The organism is Nonomuraea sp. NPDC050202, from assembly GCF_040656115.1.
Taxonomy (GTDB): domain Bacteria; phylum Actinomycetota; class Actinomycetes; order Streptosporangiales; family Streptosporangiaceae; genus Nonomuraea.
On sequence record NZ_JBFALF010000078.1, the window covers coordinates 1 to 18235 of the forward strand.

The window sequence follows — 18235 nt, forward strand, 5'->3', positions numbered from 1 at the left end:
TGATGTCCCGTACCGACACAGTCGTCCGGCAGATCCTCGCCGCCCACGCCGCCACCCGCTGACCTCGCCCGCGAAGGCCCTGGTCCCACGAGGACGAGGGCCCAGCCGCTGGAACGGTGCCCAGGCTATGGCAGGTGCGTGGTCCAGCGGCCCCGGAGAGCGGCTACCTCGGTGACGGCGACCGGGCGGCCGTCCAGCATCGTGCACGCCACCGCCCAGACCGGATCGGTGTGGCCCGTCATGGTGCGCGCAGGTCAGCGGCGTGCCGGTCCGCCGCGACATCCTCCAGTGCGGATCTCGGCCTCCTGCTCTCTTCGCAGTGGTGGGCGGGCACCGGGGATGGGCCATGGACGCACTATGCCTTCAAGGTCGGCCAACGTGCCTACGTGCCCGACAAGATCATATGGCTCTGACCTGCTGGAAGAGGTCAACAACCCAAGATAACCATCGCCGCGACGCCTGCAGTTCCGCACGGGCTGATGCCAAGCAGGACCATCGCGCGGCGGCTCGCGGCCACACCGACGACCGCTACCTATCGAGGACCTGTGACCCGGCGCTGATTCAGCGGGCCACGCCCGGCGCGGGTCAACTGCGGCCGGTGCAGGCTACCGGGGAGGATCGGGTGCCAGGCTTCCGTCGGGGGCGATGTGATCGAAGATCTGGCCGATCAGCGTGATCACATGTGGGTCCTCCACCGCGTACAGCGTCCGGCGGCCGTCGCGGTGTGCGGTGATCAGGCCGGCCAGGCGGAGCTTGGCCAGGTGCTGGGAGACCGTGGCGATGCTGATGCCCGCGTGCGTGGCCAGCGTGCTGACGTTGTAGGAACCGTGGGTGATCAGCCACATCAGGTGCAGCCGTACCGGACTGGCCAGCAGGGCGAACGTCTCGGCCGCCGCCCTCAGCTGCGCGGGGGTCGGCGGTGGGTGCTCGGCGCCGGGTGAACCCGGTGCGGGGGAGGTCGACATCGTCTGTCCATTGTCTCCCGGCGACGGCCTGCCCCTCACCCTATGTTTCGATACTTGCGCGATTTCCGAAACGTGTGGGAGATTAGGGGCACTCCGAAGGGGAGTAGTCCGCAACGCCCGCACGTCGACACGCTGAGAACCTCGCGTTCTCCGGCGGCGGGGACCGGTCATCGGCCGGTGGGCGAGACCTTCGGCCACGCAGTCATGCCTGGCCGAGCCCCCTCGCGGATGCCCGGCCGGGTCGTCCACCGCCCGGGAAGGACTCCTCCGCTTGGCTTCCACCACGCTGCCGCGCCCACTGCTGATCCGCGCGCTGCTCACCGTGCGCGCTGCTGCCTCTGCCCGCGTTCACCGCCTGCCTCGGGCCATCGAGCGCAGCGCCACCCGGCCCGCGCTCTGGTAATCGCCGGCCGCCGACGCCGTGACTCCTGCCGGGCCGTGCCCTGTTGCGCCGTGCCCTGTCGCGCCGCGCTCGGCCCCATCACCCACCAGCGGCGGCGCCCGCGGCGCCGCCAGTCAGAAGGGACACCACCCCACCATGAACACCTCGACGTTGCGGCTGCTGGCCGACGCCCGCTCCGCCAAGGCGGGCGGCGAGCCGGCGATGGCCGCCCGGCAGCGGGCCCGCCTCAGCGAGCTCGTGGCCTGGGCGCGTACCCGCTCCCCCTACTACCGCCACCTGTACCGGGACCTGCCGGCCGTAGTGGCCGACCTGGCCCTGCTGCCACCCACCTGCAAGCGCGAGCTGATGGCCGCCTTCGACGACTGGGTCACCGACCCGGCCGTCACCCTGGCCCAGGCACGGGCCTTCGCCGACGACCCGGCGCGCATCGGCCAGCCGTTCGCCGGCCGCTACACGCTGTCCACCACCTCCGGCACCACCGGCACGCACGGCATCTTCCTGCAAGACGCCCGCCCGGCCGCGGTGACCTCCGCGATGATGGCGCGGATGCTGGCCGGCTGGCTGAGCGTGCGGGACATGGCCCGCATTGCGCGCGGGGGCGCCCGGATGGCGCTGGTGATACCCGAGGGCGGGCATTTCGCCTCCACCGTGGCCGCCGCCCGGCTGCGCGGCCGCTCCCGCGTCGCCGCCTTCAGCGTGCACCAGCCGCTGGCCGACCTGGTGGCCGAGCTCAACGCCTTCCGCCCGGCGGTGCTCGCCCCCTACGCCAGCATCGGCGCGCTGCTGGCCGGCGAGGCCGAAGCCGGACGGCTGCACATCGACCCCGCTCTGGTGATGCTCACCGCCGAAGGCCTGCCCACGAGCGAGTACGCGCGCATCGCGGCCGCGCTGGGGGCGAAGGTGCGCACCAGCTACGCCTGCAACGAGTGCCCGTTCCTGTCCTACGGCTGCGCGCAGAACTGGATGCACCTCAACGCCGACTGGGCCATCCTCGAACCCGTCGACGAGCAGTACCGGCCGGTGCCGCCGGGCGAGCCCTCGCACACCGTGCTGCTGACCAACCTGGCCAACCACGTGCAGCCGATCCTGCGCTACGACCTCGGCGACAGCGTCCTGCTCCGGCCCGATCCGTGCCCGTGTGGCCAACCCGGCCCGGCCGTCCGCGTCCAGGGCCGCGCCGCCGACCTGCTCACCTTCCCCGGCCCCGGCCCGGCGGGGGAACAGGCGCCGGTCACCCTCGCCCCGCTGCCGCTGGCCACCCTGCTGGAAGCGGTGCCCGGCCTGGAGCTGTTCCAGATCGTCCACACCGCGCCCACCTCGCTACGCGTCCGGCTGCACCCCGCCCCCGGCGCCGACCCCGAGACCCTCTGGCGTCAGATCGAGACCCGCATGCGCGACCTGCTGTCCCGCCACGGTCTCGGGCACGTGCGCCTCGAACGCGCCGCCGAGCCGGTCCAGCACAGCGCGGGCGGCAAGGTACGCGCCGTCATCCCGCTGCCCGCCACCGGCAGAGACCCGGCCCGCTCCGCAGGCCCCTGACCACCACACGCCACACCAGCGAAGCCATGGCAGCCCAACACTGTCATTCCCCACGGCTCGGATGGAAGGGCGGGCCCATCACCCGCCCTTCCCCGCCTCCCCTCCCACCGAACGGAGACGCCTTCGTGCTGTCCGACCTCCTGGCCTACAGCGTCCGGATCCTGCCCGGCCTGCTGCTGATCGGCGCAAGCTTCGCACTCGCGCGCGCCGAACGCGACCCGCTGCTGCGCATCCTGACCCTCATCTTCGGCTTCATCTTGATCAGGGATGCGATGACCCCCCTCGGATTCTGGCGCCTGGGCGCCGCAGGAGGCATGCCGTGGCTGCGCTTCACCGACCAGGCGCCCATCCTGTTGCTGTTCGCCCTTGGCACGGTGGCGCTGACCGTCGCCGTGCTGCGCGCTGACGGCGGGCTGCGCTCGCTGGTGCGCTGGGGCCGCTTCACCCCGGTCACCCTCGCCGGGGGCATCGGCGGTGGCGTGCTGGCCGCCGCTCCGGCGTTGCTGCTGTCGCTGTCGACACCGCTGCCGGCGCGGGGCGGCGCGGTCGCGGTCACGCTGCTGCCGGTGCTGCTGCTGTTCAGCATGGCGGGCAACCTCGCCGAGGAGGTGCTCTTTCGCGGCTTCCTGCAGGGCCGGCTGGAGCAGCACGCCGGAGCCGTTCGTGCGGCGTTGCTGTCGGCCCTGCTGTTCGCCGCCTGCCACGCCTTCCTGGCCTCGACCGTGACCGACCTCGGCTGGCCCCTGCTGGCCTTCACCCTCTACGAAGGACTGATCTGCGCCTTCCTGCGCCTGCGCTCCGGCGTCATCGCGGCCGCACTCGCCCACGGAACCGCGATCTTCCTGCTGGCCGGCGCGCTGGTCTGAGCCGCTGATCGCGTCGTCGGGCAGGGCGGCCCACACCCACACTGCGCGGCTGCCAACGAATGCCCCTTCCTCAGTCACCGCTGCACCGCAGGCTGGCTCCACGTCAATGCCGACTGGGCCATCCTCGAATCCGCCGATGAGCGCTTTCGGCCGGTGTGCCGTCCGCGAGGTCTCCCAGACGATGCTGTTGATCAACCTGGCCAATCGCGTCCAGCCGATCCTGCGCTACGACCTGGGCGACGCTGTGATGATGCGGCCGGATCCGTGCCTTCCGGCACCCCTGGCCCGGCGCTGCGTGTTCAGGGCCGCGGCGCTGGCCTGCTCACCTTCCCCAGCCCCGACGGCACGCCGGTCATGCTGGCGCCGCTGTCGCTGGCCACGCTGCTGGGGACGGTGCGCGGACTGGAGCTGTTCCAGATCGTGCAGATCGGCCCCGGCACGCTGCAGCTGCACAGGCATGGCGGGCGGAGACGCCGTCCGCATCACCCCGGCTGTGCACCTCCGCCGACGACGTGGATCGCCTCGTCGCCGCCCTGTAGGACATCTCCCGGCGCAACTGGCGTCCCTGAGCGCAAAGGGGTCTTGACACCTCAACCCGACATCCCACTATCTTGCTCATATGAACAGATCTTCAGATGACAGGGTTTTGGCGATGGATGGCTGTACCGTCCGGGTGGTCGACGCCGACCGGGTCGCCGCCGTGCGGGAGCGGATGCCGCCCGCCGACGACCTGGCCGACACCGCCGACGTATTCGGCCTGCTGTCCGACCCCAACCGGCTGCGCCTGCTGGTGGCGCTGCTGGACGGCGAGCTGTGCGTGTGCGACCTGGCCGCGGTGACCGGGCAAAGCGAGTCGGCCGTCTCCCACGCCCTGCGGCTGCTGCGCGCCCACCGCATCGTGGCCGCCCGCCGCTCGGGCCGCATGGCGTACTACCGGCTGGAGGACCCGCACGTCCGGATGCTGCTCGACCTGGCCCTCGCGCACACCGAGCACACCGAGGCGCTGCACCCCGAGCGCGAGGGAGGCACCTGATGGGCGTCGGCCACGGTCACGGGCACGGGCACGGCCCCGCCCAGGGTCACGCGGGCGGGCGGCACCGGTGGCGCCTTGCCGTCTCCTTCGCCCTCATCGGCGCCTTCTTCGTGGTCGAGCTGGTCTTTGGCCTGCTGTCGGGCTCGCTGGCGCTGCTGTCGGACGCCGGCCACATGGCCGCCGATGTGGTCACCCTCGGCGCGGCGCTGATCGCCACCAGGATCGCCACCCGCCTCGACACCACCGGCCGCCGCAGCTACGGCTCCTACCGGGCCGAGGTGTTCGCCTCGCTGCTGGCGGTCGTGCTCATGCTGGCCGTCGCGCTGTACGTGGTGATCGAGGCGATCGGCCGCATCGGCGGGCCCGCCGAGGTCTCCACCGGGCCGATGCTGATCGTCGGCGCGATCGGCCTGGCCGTCAACCTGGTCGCGCTGTTCCTGCTGCGCGCGGGCGCGGGCGAGAGCCTCAACGTCAAGGGCGCCTACCTGGAAGTCGTGGCCGACACGGCCGGCTCCGTGGGCGTCATCGCGGCCGGCTGGCTGGTCGCCGCGACCGGGCAGCCGTTCTGGGACACCGTGATCGCCCTGGCCATCGGTGTCTTCGTCGCCGTGCGGGCGGTCTCGCTCGGCCGTCAGGTCTTCGCCGTGCTGGGCCAGCACGTTCCCGAGGGCATCGACCCGACTGCGGTCGCCGCCGACCTGGCCGCCATCGAGGGCGTGCGCGATGTGCACGACCTGCACCTGTGGACGCTCACGTCCGGCATGAACGTGGCCACCGCCCACCTGGTCACCGGCGACCAGGGCGACAACCACGCCATCCTGGACCAGGCCCGCGACCTGCTGCGGCACCGCCACGGCGTGGCCCACGCGACGCTGCAGGTCGAGCCGGCCGACCACAACGGCTGCGACGAACTCGGCTGGTGACCTCGTCCCCGCATCTGCCTTTCCCCTGCTCATCCACCTGGAGATCGTGATGCCCGCTGCCCGCGCCGCCCGCCTGCCCGTCGTTGCCGAGGCGCACGCCGCCTGGCCGTTCCTGCTGCCGTTCGGCGTGTACGTGCTGCACACCCTGGAGGAGTTGCCCGGCTTCGCCGCCTGGGCCACCCGCCACTTCGGCCCCGAGACCACCGGCACCTTCGCCGCCTACCACATCCCGCTCATGCTGCTGGTGCTGGCCTGCTCCTGGCAGGCCGCCCGCTCCGGCCGCAGCGCCTGGGTGGTGGCGGCCACGGCCTTGCAGTGGCAGTTCGCCGTCAACGCCCTGTTCCACCTGACCACCTGGATCGCCCTGGGCGACTACTCACCCGGCGCGGTCACCGCCGCCACCGTGTCGCTGCCCGCCACCGCCTACTACCTGACCTGGCTGCGCCGCCACCACCACGCCAGCACCCGCCAGATCGCCGGGGCCCTCATCGCCGGCACGCTCATCGCGGCCGCCGCCATCGGGTTCTTGTTCCTCTAGCCCTGCGGCTGGGACCGGCAGTTGCCGGCCGGCCAGGGAAGACGGTGACCGCGGCGAAGGAGCCACCTGCTGGTCGCGTGCGGCCACCGACGATGAACCATCCTCGATGCACCACACGTTTCCAGGAGCATGACGCTCCGCCTGCTCGCCCTCTTCGCCTTCGTCGCCGCCCTGGTGACCGGCACCTCCACTGCCGCCCATGCGTGTAAGTGCGCCCAGATGTCCCCGCGTCAAGCAGTCGAGCACGCCGATGCCGTGTTCACCGGCACGGTGATCGCCGGACACGGAGGTGAGATCCGTTCCTCCGCTCCGTCGGCCAGGGCCGTCTACGTCTTCCGGGCCGACAACGTCTACAAGGGCCAGGCCGCCGCCGAGTTCACGCTCGCCACCAGCACCGACAGCGCTTCGTGCGGATACGCCTTCACCACCGGCATGCGCTATCTCGTCTTCGCCACGTCCCACCACGCCGGCACCGCCTTGCCGGGGGTCACCCTGTCCTCATCCGCGTGCGCCGGCAACATGCCGATCGCCCCGGGCACAGGCCCCCTGCAGATCGACGGCGCCCCCGGCTCCGGCGGGGCACACCACGCGGACGCGGAGCTGGTCGCGGCGCTGGGCACTCCCACGGCCGTGGGCGGCCACCTCCCGTCCGCCGCTCAGACCCGATCCGGGTCATCGGCCGCACGTGACCGTGATCGGGGGTGGACGGCCGCGACCGTGCCCCTCGGCGCGGCCGCCGTGATCGCCGCCGTGATCGCCGCTGTGGTGGTGCTCAGGCGCCGGCGCCGGGTCTCGCATGCCCGCTGATGCCCGGCAGCGCCGATGCTCGGCAGCGCCGATGCCCGGCAGCCACGAGGACATCGGCACGAGCGTGGCGCACCGCAGGCCCGAGCACCTGGCCTGCGGTGCGCCACGCCTGGTGGCGGCTACAGCAGGGTGCTCCAGTAGGACCAGAACCGCACGCCGATGAGCGCGATGAGGGTCAGGAACCAGACGGTGAGCGGCACCGCGTGCAGGCCGGTCAGCGCCTGGATCGCCCGGCGGGCACGGGCGGGGGCGGGCAGGTGGCGCTGGTGGAGGTTGTGCAAGGTGACGTACCAGAACACCGGGATGGTGACGGCCCACACGGCCATGCAGTACGGGCACAGCGCGCCGATCACCTGCAGGCTCTGGTAGATCAGCCAGTGCACGAAGACCGCGCCGAAGGTGACGCCGGCCTGCAGGCCCAGCCAGAACCAGCGCGGCAGGCGGGCGCCGCCGAGCAGCGCCACGCCGACGGTGGCCACGACGGCGAAGCCGGCTACGCCGAGCAGCGGGTTGGGCACGCCGAACGCCTCGGCCTGCGGGGTGGACATCACCGATCCGCATGACAGCACCGGGTTGAGGCTGCAGGTCGGCACGTAGGCCGGGTCGCGCAGCAGGGCGATCTTCTCCACCGTCAGGGTGAAGGCGGCCAGCAGGCCGATGCCGCTGCCCAGCGTCAGCAGCCAGGCCAGCAGGCGTGGGAACGGCCCGCCCGGGCCGGAGACGACCGGCGCAGCACCGGAGGCCTCGACGGCGGCCTCGACGGCGGCCGCGGGGGCGGCCGCGGGGGCGGCCGCGGGGCTGGTGGTGGCTGCAGGGGTGCTCGCCGGGTGCGGGGCGTCAGCCGGCGAGTGCCGCATCGATGGCCGCCTTGAAGTCGGCTTCGGATTGGGGCTGCAGGCGCTCGCCGTCGAGGAAGAACGTCGGCGTTCCGGTCACGCCGAGCGCCTGCCCGTCGGCGACGTCCTTGTTGATCCGCTCCAGCGTTGCCGGGTCGTTGTAGGCCTTCTCCCAGGCGGCCATGTCCAGTCCCAGGTCGCGGGCGAAGCCGCGGAAGACGTCGTCGGCCGGGACCTGCTTCTCCCCCCACTGCGTCTGGGTTTCGTACATGCGCTGGTACATCGCCTCGAACTTGCCCTGCGCCGCGGCGGCCTCGACGGCGCGGGCGGCGCGTTCGGCGTTGAAGTGGCCGGGCAGCGGGAAGTAGCGGGCCACGAAGGTGACCTTCCCGGCGTACTGCTTGCGCAGGCCCTCCACGACCGGGAAGGCGGCCCGGCAGGCTTCGCACTCGAAGTCGAGGAATTCCACCAGCGTAACCTTGCCGTCGGCGGCGGTCTGCAGCTTGTGGCTGTCGGCGCGCACGTATTGCGACTCGCCGGCCGCGACCGGCTGCTGATCGGGGCCGCTCAGCCGGATCGCGGCGAACATCGCGGCGGCCACGACGACGAACACGCCGATCACCGTCAGCGTCACCGTCAGGTTCCTGCGCCGCGCGCGGGCGGCCTCATCCTGCTCGCGCAGTTGCGCGACCTTGGCGCGTCGCGCCTGCGTGCGGTCGGTGTTTTCCGGCACCGGCCTCTCCCCTTGTCATCACCGGACGGGCTACGAACAATGCAATGAACGTTGATATGTCGATGTGTCCTTGGAGGGTACCGGCCGGTGGGCTCGGGTCCCGACCCGGGCACGAGCCGTCTTTGGCGCGCTGTTACCGTGATGCGGATGCGTGAGGATCGATGCGAGCTGCTGTGCCTGGACCTACCGCGTGCCGAGGCGGTCCGCGCCCAGCTGCCGCAGGCCGCCGGCCTGGCCGCGCCCGCCGAGCGGGCCAAGGCGCTGGCCGATGAGACCAGGTTGCGCATCGCGCTGGCCCTGCGCGCCGGGGGCGAGCTGTGCGTGTGCGATCTGGCCTGGGTGTGTGGCCTGGCGCAGAACCTGGTCTCCCATCACCTGCGGGTGCTGCGCGCCGCCGGGCTCGCCGCCTCGCGGCGTGAGGGCAAGCTGGTCATCTACGCGCTGACCGACGCCGGCCGCGGCCTGCTGGCCGTCCTGATGGGGACTGCCGCCCCGGCATCGCCCTGAGCGCAGGTCATCGCGCGCCCGCCCGAACGGCGCCCGGGGCCGGTACGCTGACGCCCCCCTTTCCGGCCATGCTGGTCAGTGACGGCGGCGTTCGCATCGTCCATCGCGCGTCAGCCGCCCGGCAGCCGCCCGGCCCTTGGATCAGGGTCTGCCGGTGCGGCGCAGCACGGCCCAGTTGCCCCAGCCGGCCTCGGCCTGCACCGCGCTCCAGCCGTCCTCGGCACCACCATCGTTGCCACCGTCGGCGCTGTTGAGGGCGGTGATGACCGTGGCGGTGTCCAGGAACAGCGGCCCGTCGCAGGCGAGCTGGTTGGCCCAGATCAGCACACCGCCGGCGGCCAGCACGCGGGTGATCTCGCGGGCGAACAGCAGCACGTCCACGCAGGCCACCGCGCTGATCGAGGCATCGGCCAGTGGCAGGCGGGCGGCGTCGGCCTGGATGCGCGCGGCGGGGTGGGCGGGGGCGCGGGTGAGCATCTCGCGGGCCAGGTTCAGCGCGATCACCCGGTTGAACGTGCCGGACAGCACGGGGGTGTACTGGCCGGTGCCGGAACCGAGCTCCAGGCAGGTGCCGGACGGCCACGGCCCGCCGCGGGCCAGCGCGTCGGTGAGGAAGTCGGTGCGGCCGGTGGCGTGCTCGGTGTCCCAGACGGCCGCCAGCTGATCGAACAGCTCCCGCACCACGGCGGTGAGCCCGGCGTTCCACGCCGCCGGGTGGGTGGCGATCTGGCGGGCGAGCTGCTGCAGCTTGGCGCGGCCGTTGGGCGCGGGTTTGCCCGGCGGTTCGGCGATCACGCGCGGCAGCGTCTGGATCATCAGGAGATGAGCGTAGCGCGCAAACGCCCTCTACCGCCCCCTCTTGTGCTGATATGACAAAATCGGGCTATCATCGTCATATGGCGATTGATAGTGATGCTGGCTCCTGTGTCAGCGCCGACATCGCCGCCGGCATCCCCCCGGCGGCCGCGCTGTTCCACTCCCTGTCCGATGAGAACCGGCTGCGCATCGTGCAACGCCTCGCGCGGGGCGAGGCGCGCGTGGTGGACCTGGTCGCCGAGCTCGGCCTGGCCCAGTCCACCGTCTCCAAGCACCTGGCCTGCCTGCGCGACTGCGACCTGGTCGACTACCGCGCCGAAGGCCGCCAGTCGTTCTACTCCCTGACCCGGCCGGAGCTGATGGACCTGCTGGCCTCGGCCGAGCAGCTGCTGGCTGCCACCGGGCACGCGGTCACGCTCTGCCCCGCCCCCGGCGCCGCCGGCCCGGACGGTGCGCAGCCCGCGGGCGAGGTGGTGGCATGAGCGCGATCAACATGTCCGGCCTCGGCCCGTCCCCGGCCCGGCGCACGGTGCTGCAGCGCCGCATCCGGCTGCTGGTGGCCGCCACCATCACCTACAACGTGATCGAAGCCGCCGTGGCCATCACCGCCGGCGCCATCGCCTCCTCCGCCGCCCTCATCGGGTTCGGCCTGGACTCCATCGTCGAGGTGGCCTCCGCGGCGGCGGTGGCCTGGCAGTTCTCCGCCGCCGACCACGAACGCCGGGAGAAGACCGCGCTGCGCGTCATCGCGATCTCCTTCTTCGCGCTGGCCGCCTACGTCACCTTCGACGCCGTCCGCGCCCTGCTCGGCGCCGGCGAAGCCGAACACTCCACCCCCGGCCTCATCCTGGCCGCCCTGTCCTTGCTGATCATGCCGTTCCTGTCGTACGCCCAGCGCCGGGCCGGCCGCGAACTCGGCTCCGCCAGCGCGGTGGCCGACTCCAAGCAGACGCTGCTGTGCACCTACCTGTCGGCGGTGCTGCTGGTCGGGCTGGCGCTCAACAGCCTGTTCGGCTGGTCCTGGGCCGACCCGATCGCCGCCCTGGTCATCGCCGCCGTCGCGGTCAAGGAAGGCCGCGAAGCCTGGCGCGGGGACGCCTGCTGCGCGGTACCCGCCGCCACCTCGCTCAGCGCCCCTGATGAGAATTCCGGCGGGTGTTCGGACGGCTGCTGCTCGCCCGCCACGCCGCAGCGGTGACGAGCCGAAAGTTGCCGCCCGTCACGGGTTCGGCACCGCCGGGCCAGTCAACGCCGCGCCGGCGCGGATGGGCGGCGATCACCGCCGGCCGGCTCTACTACGGCGGCCGGATCGGCGCGGGCGCGCTGCACGCCCACTACGCCGCGCAACTCCTGATCGGCGAAGGACTGGTCCTGCGGGGCGCGGACGGGGCCGAGCACGCCATGTCGGCCGCGCTCATCCCGGCCAACACGCCGCACGCGATCGCAGGCGGCACGGCCGACGGGCTGCTCGCCCTGATAGACCCGGCCCAGACGGGACGGTTGCGTCCTCGCCAGGCGGCCGGTACAGCGGTCGGTTCGGCGGCCTGCTGGCGCATCGACGCCCGCCCGCCGGCCCACCGCGACCTGCCCACATTGGCGGCACTGGTCGACGAACTGGTGGGGACGCCACCACGACCTCCCACGCACCCCGGGCTCTGCCAGGCGCTGCGGATCATCGACGAAACCCTGCCAGGACCGGTGCGGCTCGCCGCGGTGGCCGCCGCCGCGCACCTGTCCGAGAGCAGGCTCAGCCACGTGTTCCGGGAGGAGCTCGGGCTGCCGTTCCGGCCCTACGTGCTGTGGGCCAGGCTACGCGCGGCGTTGTCCGCACTGTCGTGCGGCGCCTCGCTGACCGAGGCCGCGCACGCGGCCGGGTTCGCCGACGCCGCCCACATGACCCGGACGGTCCGCACCATGATGGGTGACGCGCCCTCCGCGCTGGCCGCCGGTGTGCACTGGATCACCCCCGCCCAGCAGCACCGAAGCAGCATCGATAGCAGGTTCGTTCAAGCCAGCCGGCCCGTGGGCGCGCCAGGCTCGCTCACGTGATTATCGTGATCGGCGCCGGTCAGGCAGGGCTCGCGGCCTGCCGCGAGCTGCGCCTGGCCGGACACGAGGTGATGCTGCTGGAGGCCCACTCCCGCCTAGGCGAGTCCTGGCGGCAGCGGTGGGACTCCCTGCGCTTGTTCACCCCCGCCCGCCTGAGCGCGCTGCCCGGCCTGCCATTTCCCGGCGGGGATCGTTACCCCGGCAAGGACGAGGTAGCCGACTACCTGCAGACCTACGCGGCCCGCTTCCAGCTCCCCGTCCACCTCGACACCCCGGTGTCGCTGCTGCGCCGCGACCCCGGCGGACGCTTCGAAGCCGTGACGAACCACGGCGTGGTGATCGCCGACGGCGTCGTGGTCGCCACCGGCCCGTTCCAGCGACCCCACATCCCCCAGTTGCGGCTCGCGCCTGAGATCGTCGCGCTGCACAGCAGCGACTACCGCAACCCCGGCCAGCTTCCCGACGGACCGGTCCTGGTGGTCGGCGGCGGCAACTCCGGCGTGCAGATCGCCGCCGAACTCGCCGCGACCCGGCCGGTCACCCTCGCCCTCGGCGCGCGGCAACCGGTCCTGCCCCAGCGCATCGGCGGCACCGACATCTTCACCTGGCTGCAGGCGCTCGGCCTGGTGCGCGCGCCGGTTACCAGCCGGCTGGGCCGCCTCGTCCGCGACCGCGATCCCCTCATCGGCCTGGGCCCGCGCGCCCTGCGCCGGCTCGGTGTGCGCATCGTCGACCGCGTCACTGCCACCGGCGCCACCGCCGGCGGCCCGCTGCTGCGCACCGCCTCCGGCCAGACCCTCGCCCCGCAAAGCGTGATCTGGGCGACCGGCTACCGCCCCGACTACCGCTGGCTGCGTATCCCCGGTGCTCTGGCCGCCGGTCTGCCCCGCCACACCGGCGGGATCAGCCCGGTGCCCGGCCTCACCTACATCGGCCTGCCCTTCCAGCGCAATCGCGGCTCGGCCTTGCTCGGCTGGGTGGGCGAGGACGCCGCGTTGGTGGCCGAGACGTACACCGCTCAACGCACCAGGTCACGACCCAGGTAACCACGCCGACCGGGCCGCCCGGTCGGCGTCAGTCGTCCCAGTCGGGTTCATCCGGGTCACGCAGCTCCCGCACGCCGGCAGGGCCGAGGTCGGGCAGCGCGAAGGTGTAGGTGCCGATCACGTTGATGTGCCGGCGACCGAACGGCGACAAGCGGGCGACATCCTCCTCCGCGAGCGGGTAGCCCGCCTCCCGCAAACGGCCCAGAGCCCTATCGACGTAGAAGGTGTTCCACAGCGTGACGCAGTTGAGCACCAAGCCCAAGGCGCCGAGCTGGTCCTCCATGCCCTTGTAGTAGCGCTGGTAGACCTCGCCCTTACGGCCGTGGAAGATCTTCCCGGCCAGGGCGTGGCGGGATTCTTGCAGGTTGCGGATGCCCTTGATGTCGCGCCGGTACGGCTCCTCCACCGCGTAGGTGAGGATGTGGAGCGTCTTGAAATGCGGCCGTAGGCGGCGATCGCGTCCCCGAGCGGGGTGGGGTTGCCGTCGCGCTGCAGCATCCTCATCACGTCATAGGCGCGGATCCGGCCGGTGTAAATCGACACCACCACCCGCAGGATGTCGTCCCAGTGCCGTTTGACCTTGGCCAGGTCGATCTTGCCGCGGGCGAAGCGTGCCAGCGGCCCGTAGTCGGCGTCCTGGATCCGCCAGCCCTTCTGATCGGGGAGGTCGGCCAGCGTCGGCCGGTACTGCATGCCCAGCAGATGAACGAGTCCGAAGACCACGTCGCTGTAGGATCCGGTGTCGGTCACGATGATGTCCGGCCGCTGCCCGCCATCACGCCGAAACAGCACATCGATCATGTGCAGCGAGTCCCGGACAGTGCCGGTGACCACCTTCGCGCCCAGCCCCGCGCCCTGATCATTGATCATATTGAGCCAGGTCAGGCCCCTCTTGCCGCCGAAAAATTTCCGGTTGGGCCGGGTGTAGATGGACGGCACCGGGACCACGAACCGCATGCCGTCGATCGCGGCGACCAAGCCGCCGCCGAGCTGCCGGGCAAAACCGATCTTCGCCTGTTCCTCGATCAGCGGCGCGTTGGCCATCGAGAACGTCTCGGCCGACAAGTAGTTCTGGGCCACATAGCTGAGCCGGGCGCGCTCCAGCGCCGCGGGGCCGGCCTTGACCACCGGCGCGTAGCCGATGTTCAGCGCACTGGCGGTCAGGCAGGCCGCCACCGAGACGTTGAAGTCGGCCACCTTGCTCACCCCGCCCGCCACCGAGGTGAAGGCCGCCTCGAATCCGGGGACGCGGCCCATCACCTCCAGCAGCAGCTCGGGCAGGTCCACCCGGGGCAGCATGGCGGCCACCTGCTTGCGCAGATCCACCAGCGACGGCGACTCCGGCATGGCCTTCAGCCTGGCCACGTGCAGCCGCCCCTCCTCATCGACGGTGACGTCCACCCCATTGGTGCCGAGCCGGGCGGCCACATCCCGCAACGCCAGATGCAGCACCAAGGCGTGCTCGGCCAGCAGCGTCTCCGGATGCTCCGGCAACTGCAGGTCCGTCAGCGCCGGCCCCTGGCCGCCGCCCAGCCCGCGCCGTCCAGCAGCTGGCCGCGCGGATCCCGCCAGCGGGCCGAGGCCTCAGCATAGACATCACGCCGCTTGAGGTGGCGGTGGAACTGAGTCAGCACGCACATGGTGTAGGCGTTCTTGTCCACCGTGCTGCCGTGCGCTCCGGCCCGGAGCACCAGCCGCTTCCACGACCCGCTCACCAGCGCGACGTCGATGTCGTCCTCGGTCACCTTCTTCTTGCGGCCGTCCAGCAGCCGCGGCAGCGTCTTCATCGCCGCCAGCACCCGCTGCGCCTCGGCGTTCGCCCCGAACTCGATCACCGTAGTCAGCATCTTGAGGAACCCCGACACGGTGGCGATCCGCTCGGCCAGCAGGGCCCGCATCTGCCCATCGGCGTCGGCGTCCGGCGGCGGCACCATGCCGGTCACCGCGGCCACCGCCTCCTTCAGCTCCCGGCGCGGCACCATCGCATCGATCGCCTCCCACACCTGCTCCAGCCGCAACTCCTCGCCGTACTCGGTGACCTCCAGCAGCGTCTCCACCGCGACCGCGAGCGTGGCCGAATGCCGGGCCAGCTTGGGGTGCTGGCGGGCGCGCTCCTTGTCGGTGGCGGTCTCGGCCTTGCCGATCGGTTCGGTCGTCATCAGCAGATCGAGCAGGTCCAGGCAGTCGTCGACCGACTTGCCCTCCAGGTAGATGACCGTGGCCAGCAACGTGGCCAGCTGCCGCGAGGGGCCGTGCCGGCGCAGCGTGGTCGCCGTGGCGGTCATCCCGTACCGGGCCAGGTCCACCAGCCTCCGGTGCGGCACTCCCGGCGGCAGCTCCATCGCGCCCAGGCCGACGCTGAGGATCTCCCCGGCGCGCTCCAGCGCCTTCTCCATGTTCCGCCCGAGGGCACGGACGGGCCCTTGCGCCAGCGCTCCAGATCCGACGATCGCGCTCCTTCCGGCACCTCCAGCAGCCGGGCCAGGATCGCCTGCTGGGGCGGCGACAAGATTCCGTACAGCGCTTCATGCAGCCGCTCGGTCGCCTCATCGCGCACCCGGGCGATCAGCCGGGTCAGCGTGGTCACTCCCGGCAGCAGCACCTTGTTGGTGCGCAGCCAGCTCACCCCGTCGACGAAGATGCTCTTCTTGCCGTCCCCGGTGTTCCACGCCCGCGCATCCACCCACGCGGTGAACTCCGCCTCGACCGCCGAGAAGTCCCGCAGCCCGTACGCCTTCTTGATCTCGTCCTGGTGGTCGAACTGCGTCTGGCGCCGCTCGGTGTACTGCTTGATCTGCGAGACGTCCGTCACCCCGAGCTGACCGGCCAGATAGTCGATCACCTCGGCCGGCACCTCCAGCGGATCCGGTAGGAACCGGCCCACGAACCGGGCCGTGGTCAGTTGTAGGGCAAACCCGAGCCGGTGCTGATCGCCACGGCGCCGCCCGATCAGCTTCCGGTCCGCATCGTCGAGGAAGAACATCTTCTCCAACTTGGCCCGCGTCGGCGCCCCTACGTAACGGCCGTACGCGGCCGCCTCATCATCGCTCAAGAACTCAACCGGCATGGGCCCAGAAAGTAGGACTCATCCACCAGAGCGGACCAGGCACAAGATCAAATTGTGATCCGCAAACAGCTCAGGCGGCCCCGTGAACTGCGTGTTTCCGCAGGTCAAACACGCCAGAACGGTCATCCACGCTAAGCCGGGCCTCTACGGCCGCCAAACGCGACATTTCGTTCGTATGCTGCTCAACCCCCGTGACGTTCACCGCCGACCTGCTGGACGAACCACTCCTGGTGGGCGCGATCGCCGACTTGCCACCGCCACAAGAGCCTCAGCGCGGCGGGACCAGCCTCGGCGTTCTGCTCGAGAGACTGAAAGCGGTAAGCGGCCCTGACTCTGATCACGGCGCCGCTTAGGGCTTGCCGACGTTGTTGGGTTTGGGCTTTGACGTCGGCGGGGAGCTTGGGTGAGCTGGCGATTTTCTGCAGGCAGGTTTCCTCGACAGCAGGAGTGAAGTTGTTCCACAACCGTCCGGCCAGGCCGCGGCGAGCCGGTAGGTGGCCCCACTGTGTCCAGTGGTAGACGACGTCGGGTTTGACGCCGAGCCGGTGGGCGACCTCGGTGACGCTCAGCTCGTGGGGCTGGCGGGGGTGATGGTCCTGGTCGCGGTGCTGGTGCGCGGAGCCGGACGCCCGGTCGATGCAGGCGGCTTCGACCTCGGGTGGGAATGGGATCGCCCATCGGTTGGCGGGGCCACGGGGCGCGGGCAGGTATCCGGCGTTGATCCAGTAGTGGATGGTGCCGATCGACACGCCGACGCGGGTGGCGACCTGGCGGGGTGTGAGTTCACCGTCGTGCAGCAGGCCGGGGTAGGGAATGTGGTGGTAGTGCCGCAGGTTCGCGGCGGCCACGCCGTCGAAGGGCTGGCCGGTGCCGGTCCGGTGACCGGCGGCGTTCAGCGCGGCGGCCAGGGCCACGTTGTCGCAGGCCGAGGTGGACGAGCGTGGGGTCGTCGTGGTCGGCGGTGATGGTGACGTCGGCGAGTATGGTGCGCAGCAGTCGTTTGCGGTCTTTGTCGCTGGTGGTGGTGGCTTGCCAAAGGGCGGGCAGGTCGGGTGAGGGCGGCGGCCAACTGGCCGGGGTCGGGGACGGCGGGCTGGGCTTGGGTGATCATGGTCAGCATCGCGGTGGCCTCGGCCAGGTCGGCCAGCGCGCTCTCCCGCGGGCCTCCAGGGTGCGAGCGACCAGCCGGTTCTCCGGTTCGCAGGCCACGAACGCGCGTTCGGCGCGTTGCGCGGCATAGCGGGCGCGTTCGACGGCGAGCTCGGCGCCGGGCAGGCCGCGGGCATGGCGGGCGGTGACCTCCTCGGCCACCGCCAGCGCCAGGGACAGATGGCAGGCGTCAGCCGCGGCCAAGAACGCCTCGGCAACCGCGACATCGATGATGTCGGCGCGGATCGACCCGCACCACGGCGTGGCAACGTGATCAGCGCGGGAATGGCTGCATTCGTAGCGGGGTAGCCGGTCTTGGTAGCGCACCTGCATGGACCGGCCGCAGCCACCACACAGCACGATTCCTTGACACAGCGCGCTGCCCTCGCGGGGCGGGCGGGCTCCGGCGTTGGTGCGGTTGGCAACCAGCTTCGCCTGGTTGGCCAGGTACTGCTCCCAGGACAGGTAATCCCGATGGTGATCCAGGAGCAGGACCTCCCACTGCTCGCGGGGCAGCTCGGTCACGGTGGCGTGGACGCTGCCATCGGCGTGCACGACCTGGCGGGACTTGCGGCGTCCGTAAACATAGGCGCCGGCATAGACGGGGTTGCGCAAGATCGCGGCGGCCCGTGCGTGGGTGAGCCGCCCCCAGCGGACCTGGCCGGCCCACACCCCGCCGTAGGCGCGGCGCGGAAAGCGGCGTCCGGCGAACGCCCCGGCGACCCCGTAGGGCCGACCCGGTCGCGGTGAACACGGCGAACACATCGGCGATCGCGGTGGCGATCTCCTCGTCCGGGTCGATGACCACGTGCTGGTCCCCATGATGGTCGGTGTCGTAGACGAACCCGACCGGCAGCGGCAGCCGCCCGCGGGCGGCGGCCGCGGCCGGGTGGGCTCGTTGATACGGCGGGTCAGCCCCTGCAGCTCAGCCACGCCCCACGGGGCTTTAAAGCCCAGC

20 protein-coding genes and 1 pseudogene are annotated in these 18235 nt (G+C 71.7%); 11 read left to right on the forward strand and 10 right to left on the reverse strand.

Features of this window, described 5'->3' with window-relative positions:
- Positions 1-605: 605 nt before the first annotated feature.
- On the reverse strand, positions 606-965 hold the full coding sequence (locus AB0I79_RS61730; RefSeq protein WP_357895551.1) for a metalloregulator ArsR/SmtB family transcription factor: 360 nt from the start codon (positions 963-965) through the stop codon (positions 606-608).
- Between the two features lie 538 nt (positions 966-1503).
- On the opposite strand from AB0I79_RS61730, the gene AB0I79_RS61735 reads away from it, so the two are divergent.
- The 6 genes from AB0I79_RS61735 to AB0I79_RS61760 all read left to right on the forward strand — a co-directional run bounded on the left by AB0I79_RS61735 (position 1504) and on the right by AB0I79_RS61760 (position 7074).
- Positions 1504-2907, forward strand: a complete 1404-nt coding sequence (locus AB0I79_RS61735) for a hypothetical protein (protein ID WP_357895554.1) — start codon at positions 1504-1506, stop codon at positions 2905-2907.
- Between the two features lie 125 nt (positions 2908-3032).
- On the forward strand, positions 3033-3773 hold the full coding sequence (locus AB0I79_RS61740; protein WP_357895557.1) for a CPBP family glutamic-type intramembrane protease: 741 nt from the start codon (positions 3033-3035) through the stop codon (positions 3771-3773).
- A gap of 652 nt (positions 3774-4425) precedes the next feature.
- On the forward strand, positions 4426-4806 hold the full coding sequence (locus tag AB0I79_RS61745) for a metalloregulator ArsR/SmtB family transcription factor (protein ID WP_357895560.1): 381 nt from the start codon (positions 4426-4428) through the stop codon (positions 4804-4806).
- Positions 4806-5729, forward strand: a complete 924-nt coding sequence (locus AB0I79_RS61750; RefSeq protein WP_357895563.1) for a cation diffusion facilitator family transporter — start codon at positions 4806-4808, stop codon at positions 5727-5729. The genes AB0I79_RS61745 and AB0I79_RS61750 overlap by 1 nt, the downstream gene beginning before the upstream one ends.
- 49 nt (positions 5730-5778) lie before the next feature.
- The gene (locus tag AB0I79_RS61755) at positions 5779-6267 is read left to right on the forward strand and encodes an HXXEE domain-containing protein (protein WP_357895566.1); all 489 of its coding nucleotides are present in this window, start codon (positions 5779-5781) and stop codon (positions 6265-6267) included.
- A gap of 129 nt (positions 6268-6396) precedes the next feature.
- Positions 6397-7074, forward strand: a complete 678-nt coding sequence (locus tag AB0I79_RS61760) for a hypothetical protein (protein WP_357895569.1) — start codon at positions 6397-6399, stop codon at positions 7072-7074.
- 119 nt (positions 7075-7193) lie between these two features.
- On the opposite strand, the gene AB0I79_RS61765 is transcribed toward AB0I79_RS61760, so the two are convergent.
- Entirely contained in the window at positions 7194-7931 is a 738-nt protein-coding gene (locus tag AB0I79_RS61765) for a vitamin K epoxide reductase family protein (protein ID WP_357895571.1), read from the reverse strand.
- Positions 7912-8643: a thioredoxin domain-containing protein gene (locus tag AB0I79_RS61770; RefSeq protein WP_357895574.1), complete on the reverse strand. Its 732-nt coding sequence runs from the start codon at positions 8641-8643 to the stop codon at positions 7912-7914. The genes AB0I79_RS61765 and AB0I79_RS61770 overlap by 20 nt, the downstream gene beginning before the upstream one ends.
- Positions 8644-8790: 147 nt before the next feature.
- Between AB0I79_RS61770 and AB0I79_RS61775 the strand changes: the two genes are divergently transcribed.
- Complete coding sequence (locus AB0I79_RS61775; protein ID WP_357895577.1) at positions 8791-9150, forward strand: metalloregulator ArsR/SmtB family transcription factor; 360 nt, start codon at positions 8791-8793, stop codon at positions 9148-9150.
- A 141-nt stretch (positions 9151-9291) separates the two neighbouring features.
- Here the strand turns inward: AB0I79_RS61775 and AB0I79_RS61780 are convergent, their stop codons facing one another.
- Complete coding sequence (locus AB0I79_RS61780) at positions 9292-9966, reverse strand: class I SAM-dependent methyltransferase (protein WP_357895580.1); 675 nt, start codon at positions 9964-9966, stop codon at positions 9292-9294.
- An 80-nt stretch (positions 9967-10046) separates the two neighbouring features.
- Between AB0I79_RS61780 and AB0I79_RS61785 the strand changes: the two genes are divergently transcribed.
- From AB0I79_RS61785 to AB0I79_RS61800, 4 genes are read left to right on the forward strand one after another with little or no spacing between them, the layout of a single operon-like run.
- Entirely contained in the window at positions 10047-10448 is a 402-nt protein-coding gene (locus AB0I79_RS61785; RefSeq protein WP_357895583.1) for a metalloregulator ArsR/SmtB family transcription factor, read from the forward strand.
- On the forward strand, positions 10445-11164 hold the full coding sequence (locus tag AB0I79_RS61790; RefSeq protein WP_357895585.1) for a cation transporter: 720 nt from the start codon (positions 10445-10447) through the stop codon (positions 11162-11164). Before AB0I79_RS61785 ends, AB0I79_RS61790 begins: the two co-directional genes overlap by 4 nt.
- Positions 11122-12015, forward strand: coding sequence for a helix-turn-helix domain-containing protein (locus tag AB0I79_RS61795; RefSeq protein ID WP_357895588.1), 894 nt, complete (start codon positions 11122-11124; stop codon positions 12013-12015). Before AB0I79_RS61790 ends, AB0I79_RS61795 begins: the two co-directional genes overlap by 43 nt.
- Complete coding sequence (locus AB0I79_RS61800; protein ID WP_357895591.1) at positions 12012-13061, forward strand: NAD(P)/FAD-dependent oxidoreductase; 1050 nt, start codon at positions 12012-12014, stop codon at positions 13059-13061. Before AB0I79_RS61795 ends, AB0I79_RS61800 begins: the two co-directional genes overlap by 4 nt.
- A 28-nt stretch (positions 13062-13089) precedes the next feature.
- On the opposite strand, the gene AB0I79_RS61805 is transcribed toward AB0I79_RS61800, so the two are convergent.
- The 6 genes and pseudogenes from AB0I79_RS61805 to AB0I79_RS61830 all read right to left on the reverse strand — a co-directional run bounded on the left by AB0I79_RS61805 (position 13090) and on the right by AB0I79_RS61830 (position 18099).
- Positions 13090-13212, reverse strand: a complete 123-nt coding sequence (locus AB0I79_RS61805) for a hypothetical protein (RefSeq protein WP_357895607.1) — start codon at positions 13210-13212, stop codon at positions 13090-13092.
- Between the two features lie 15 nt (positions 13213-13227).
- A pseudogene (locus AB0I79_RS61810) lies at positions 13228-14408 on the reverse strand (transposase); the annotation flags it as partial.
- 158 nt (positions 14409-14566) lie between these two features.
- Entirely contained in the window at positions 14567-15457 is an 891-nt protein-coding gene (locus AB0I79_RS61815; protein ID WP_357895594.1) for a hypothetical protein, read from the reverse strand.
- Entirely contained in the window at positions 15343-16128 is a 786-nt protein-coding gene (locus AB0I79_RS61820; RefSeq protein ID WP_357895597.1) for a DUF4158 domain-containing protein, read from the reverse strand. Before AB0I79_RS61820 ends, AB0I79_RS61815 begins: the two co-directional genes overlap by 115 nt.
- 182 nt (positions 16129-16310) lie before the next feature.
- On the reverse strand, positions 16311-17042 hold the full coding sequence (locus AB0I79_RS61825) for a MerR family DNA-binding transcriptional regulator (RefSeq protein WP_357895601.1): 732 nt from the start codon (positions 17040-17042) through the stop codon (positions 16311-16313).
- Positions 17043-17241: 199 nt separating this feature from the next.
- Positions 17242-18099 carry a recombinase zinc beta ribbon domain-containing protein gene (locus tag AB0I79_RS61830; protein WP_357895604.1) on the reverse strand — a complete coding sequence of 286 codons (858 nt, stop codon included), beginning with the start codon at positions 18097-18099 and terminating at the stop codon, positions 17242-17244.
- Between the last annotated feature and the right edge of the window lie 136 nt (positions 18100-18235).

Coding starts and splice junctions, on each gene's coding strand:
- AB0I79_RS61745 (WP_357895560.1), top strand. CDS start 4,426: ATGGATGGCTGTACCGTCCGGGTGGTCGACGCCGACCGGGTCGCCGCC.
- AB0I79_RS61760 (WP_357895569.1), top strand. CDS start 6,397: ATGACGCTCCGCCTGCTCGCCCTCTTCGCCTTCGTCGCCGCCCTGGTG.
- AB0I79_RS61820 (WP_357895597.1), bottom strand. CDS start 16,128: ATGCCGGTTGAGTTCTTGAGCGATGATGAGGCGGCCGCGTACGGCCGT.
- AB0I79_RS61815 (WP_357895594.1), bottom strand. CDS start 15,457: ATGGAGAAGGCGCTGGAGCGCGCCGGGGAGATCCTCAGCGTCGGCCTG.
- AB0I79_RS61785 (WP_357895583.1), top strand. CDS start 10,047: ATGGCGATTGATAGTGATGCTGGCTCCTGTGTCAGCGCCGACATCGCC.
- AB0I79_RS61750 (WP_357895563.1), top strand. CDS start 4,806: ATGGGCGTCGGCCACGGTCACGGGCACGGGCACGGCCCCGCCCAGGGT.
- AB0I79_RS61790 (WP_357895585.1), top strand. CDS start 10,445: ATGAGCGCGATCAACATGTCCGGCCTCGGCCCGTCCCCGGCCCGGCGC.
- AB0I79_RS61730 (WP_357895551.1), bottom strand. CDS start 965: ATGTCGACCTCCCCCGCACCGGGTTCACCCGGCGCCGAGCACCCACCG.
- AB0I79_RS61775 (WP_357895577.1), top strand. CDS start 8,791: ATGCGTGAGGATCGATGCGAGCTGCTGTGCCTGGACCTACCGCGTGCC.
- AB0I79_RS61765 (WP_357895571.1), bottom strand. CDS start 7,931: ATGCGGCACTCGCCGGCTGACGCCCCGCACCCGGCGAGCACCCCTGCA.
- AB0I79_RS61755 (WP_357895566.1), top strand. CDS start 5,779: ATGCCCGCTGCCCGCGCCGCCCGCCTGCCCGTCGTTGCCGAGGCGCAC.
- AB0I79_RS61830 (WP_357895604.1), bottom strand. CDS start 18,099: ATGGGGACCAGCACGTGGTCATCGACCCGGACGAGGAGATCGCCACCG.
- AB0I79_RS61735 (WP_357895554.1), top strand. CDS start 1,504: ATGAACACCTCGACGTTGCGGCTGCTGGCCGACGCCCGCTCCGCCAAG.
- AB0I79_RS61780 (WP_357895580.1), bottom strand. CDS start 9,966: ATGATCCAGACGCTGCCGCGCGTGATCGCCGAACCGCCGGGCAAACCC.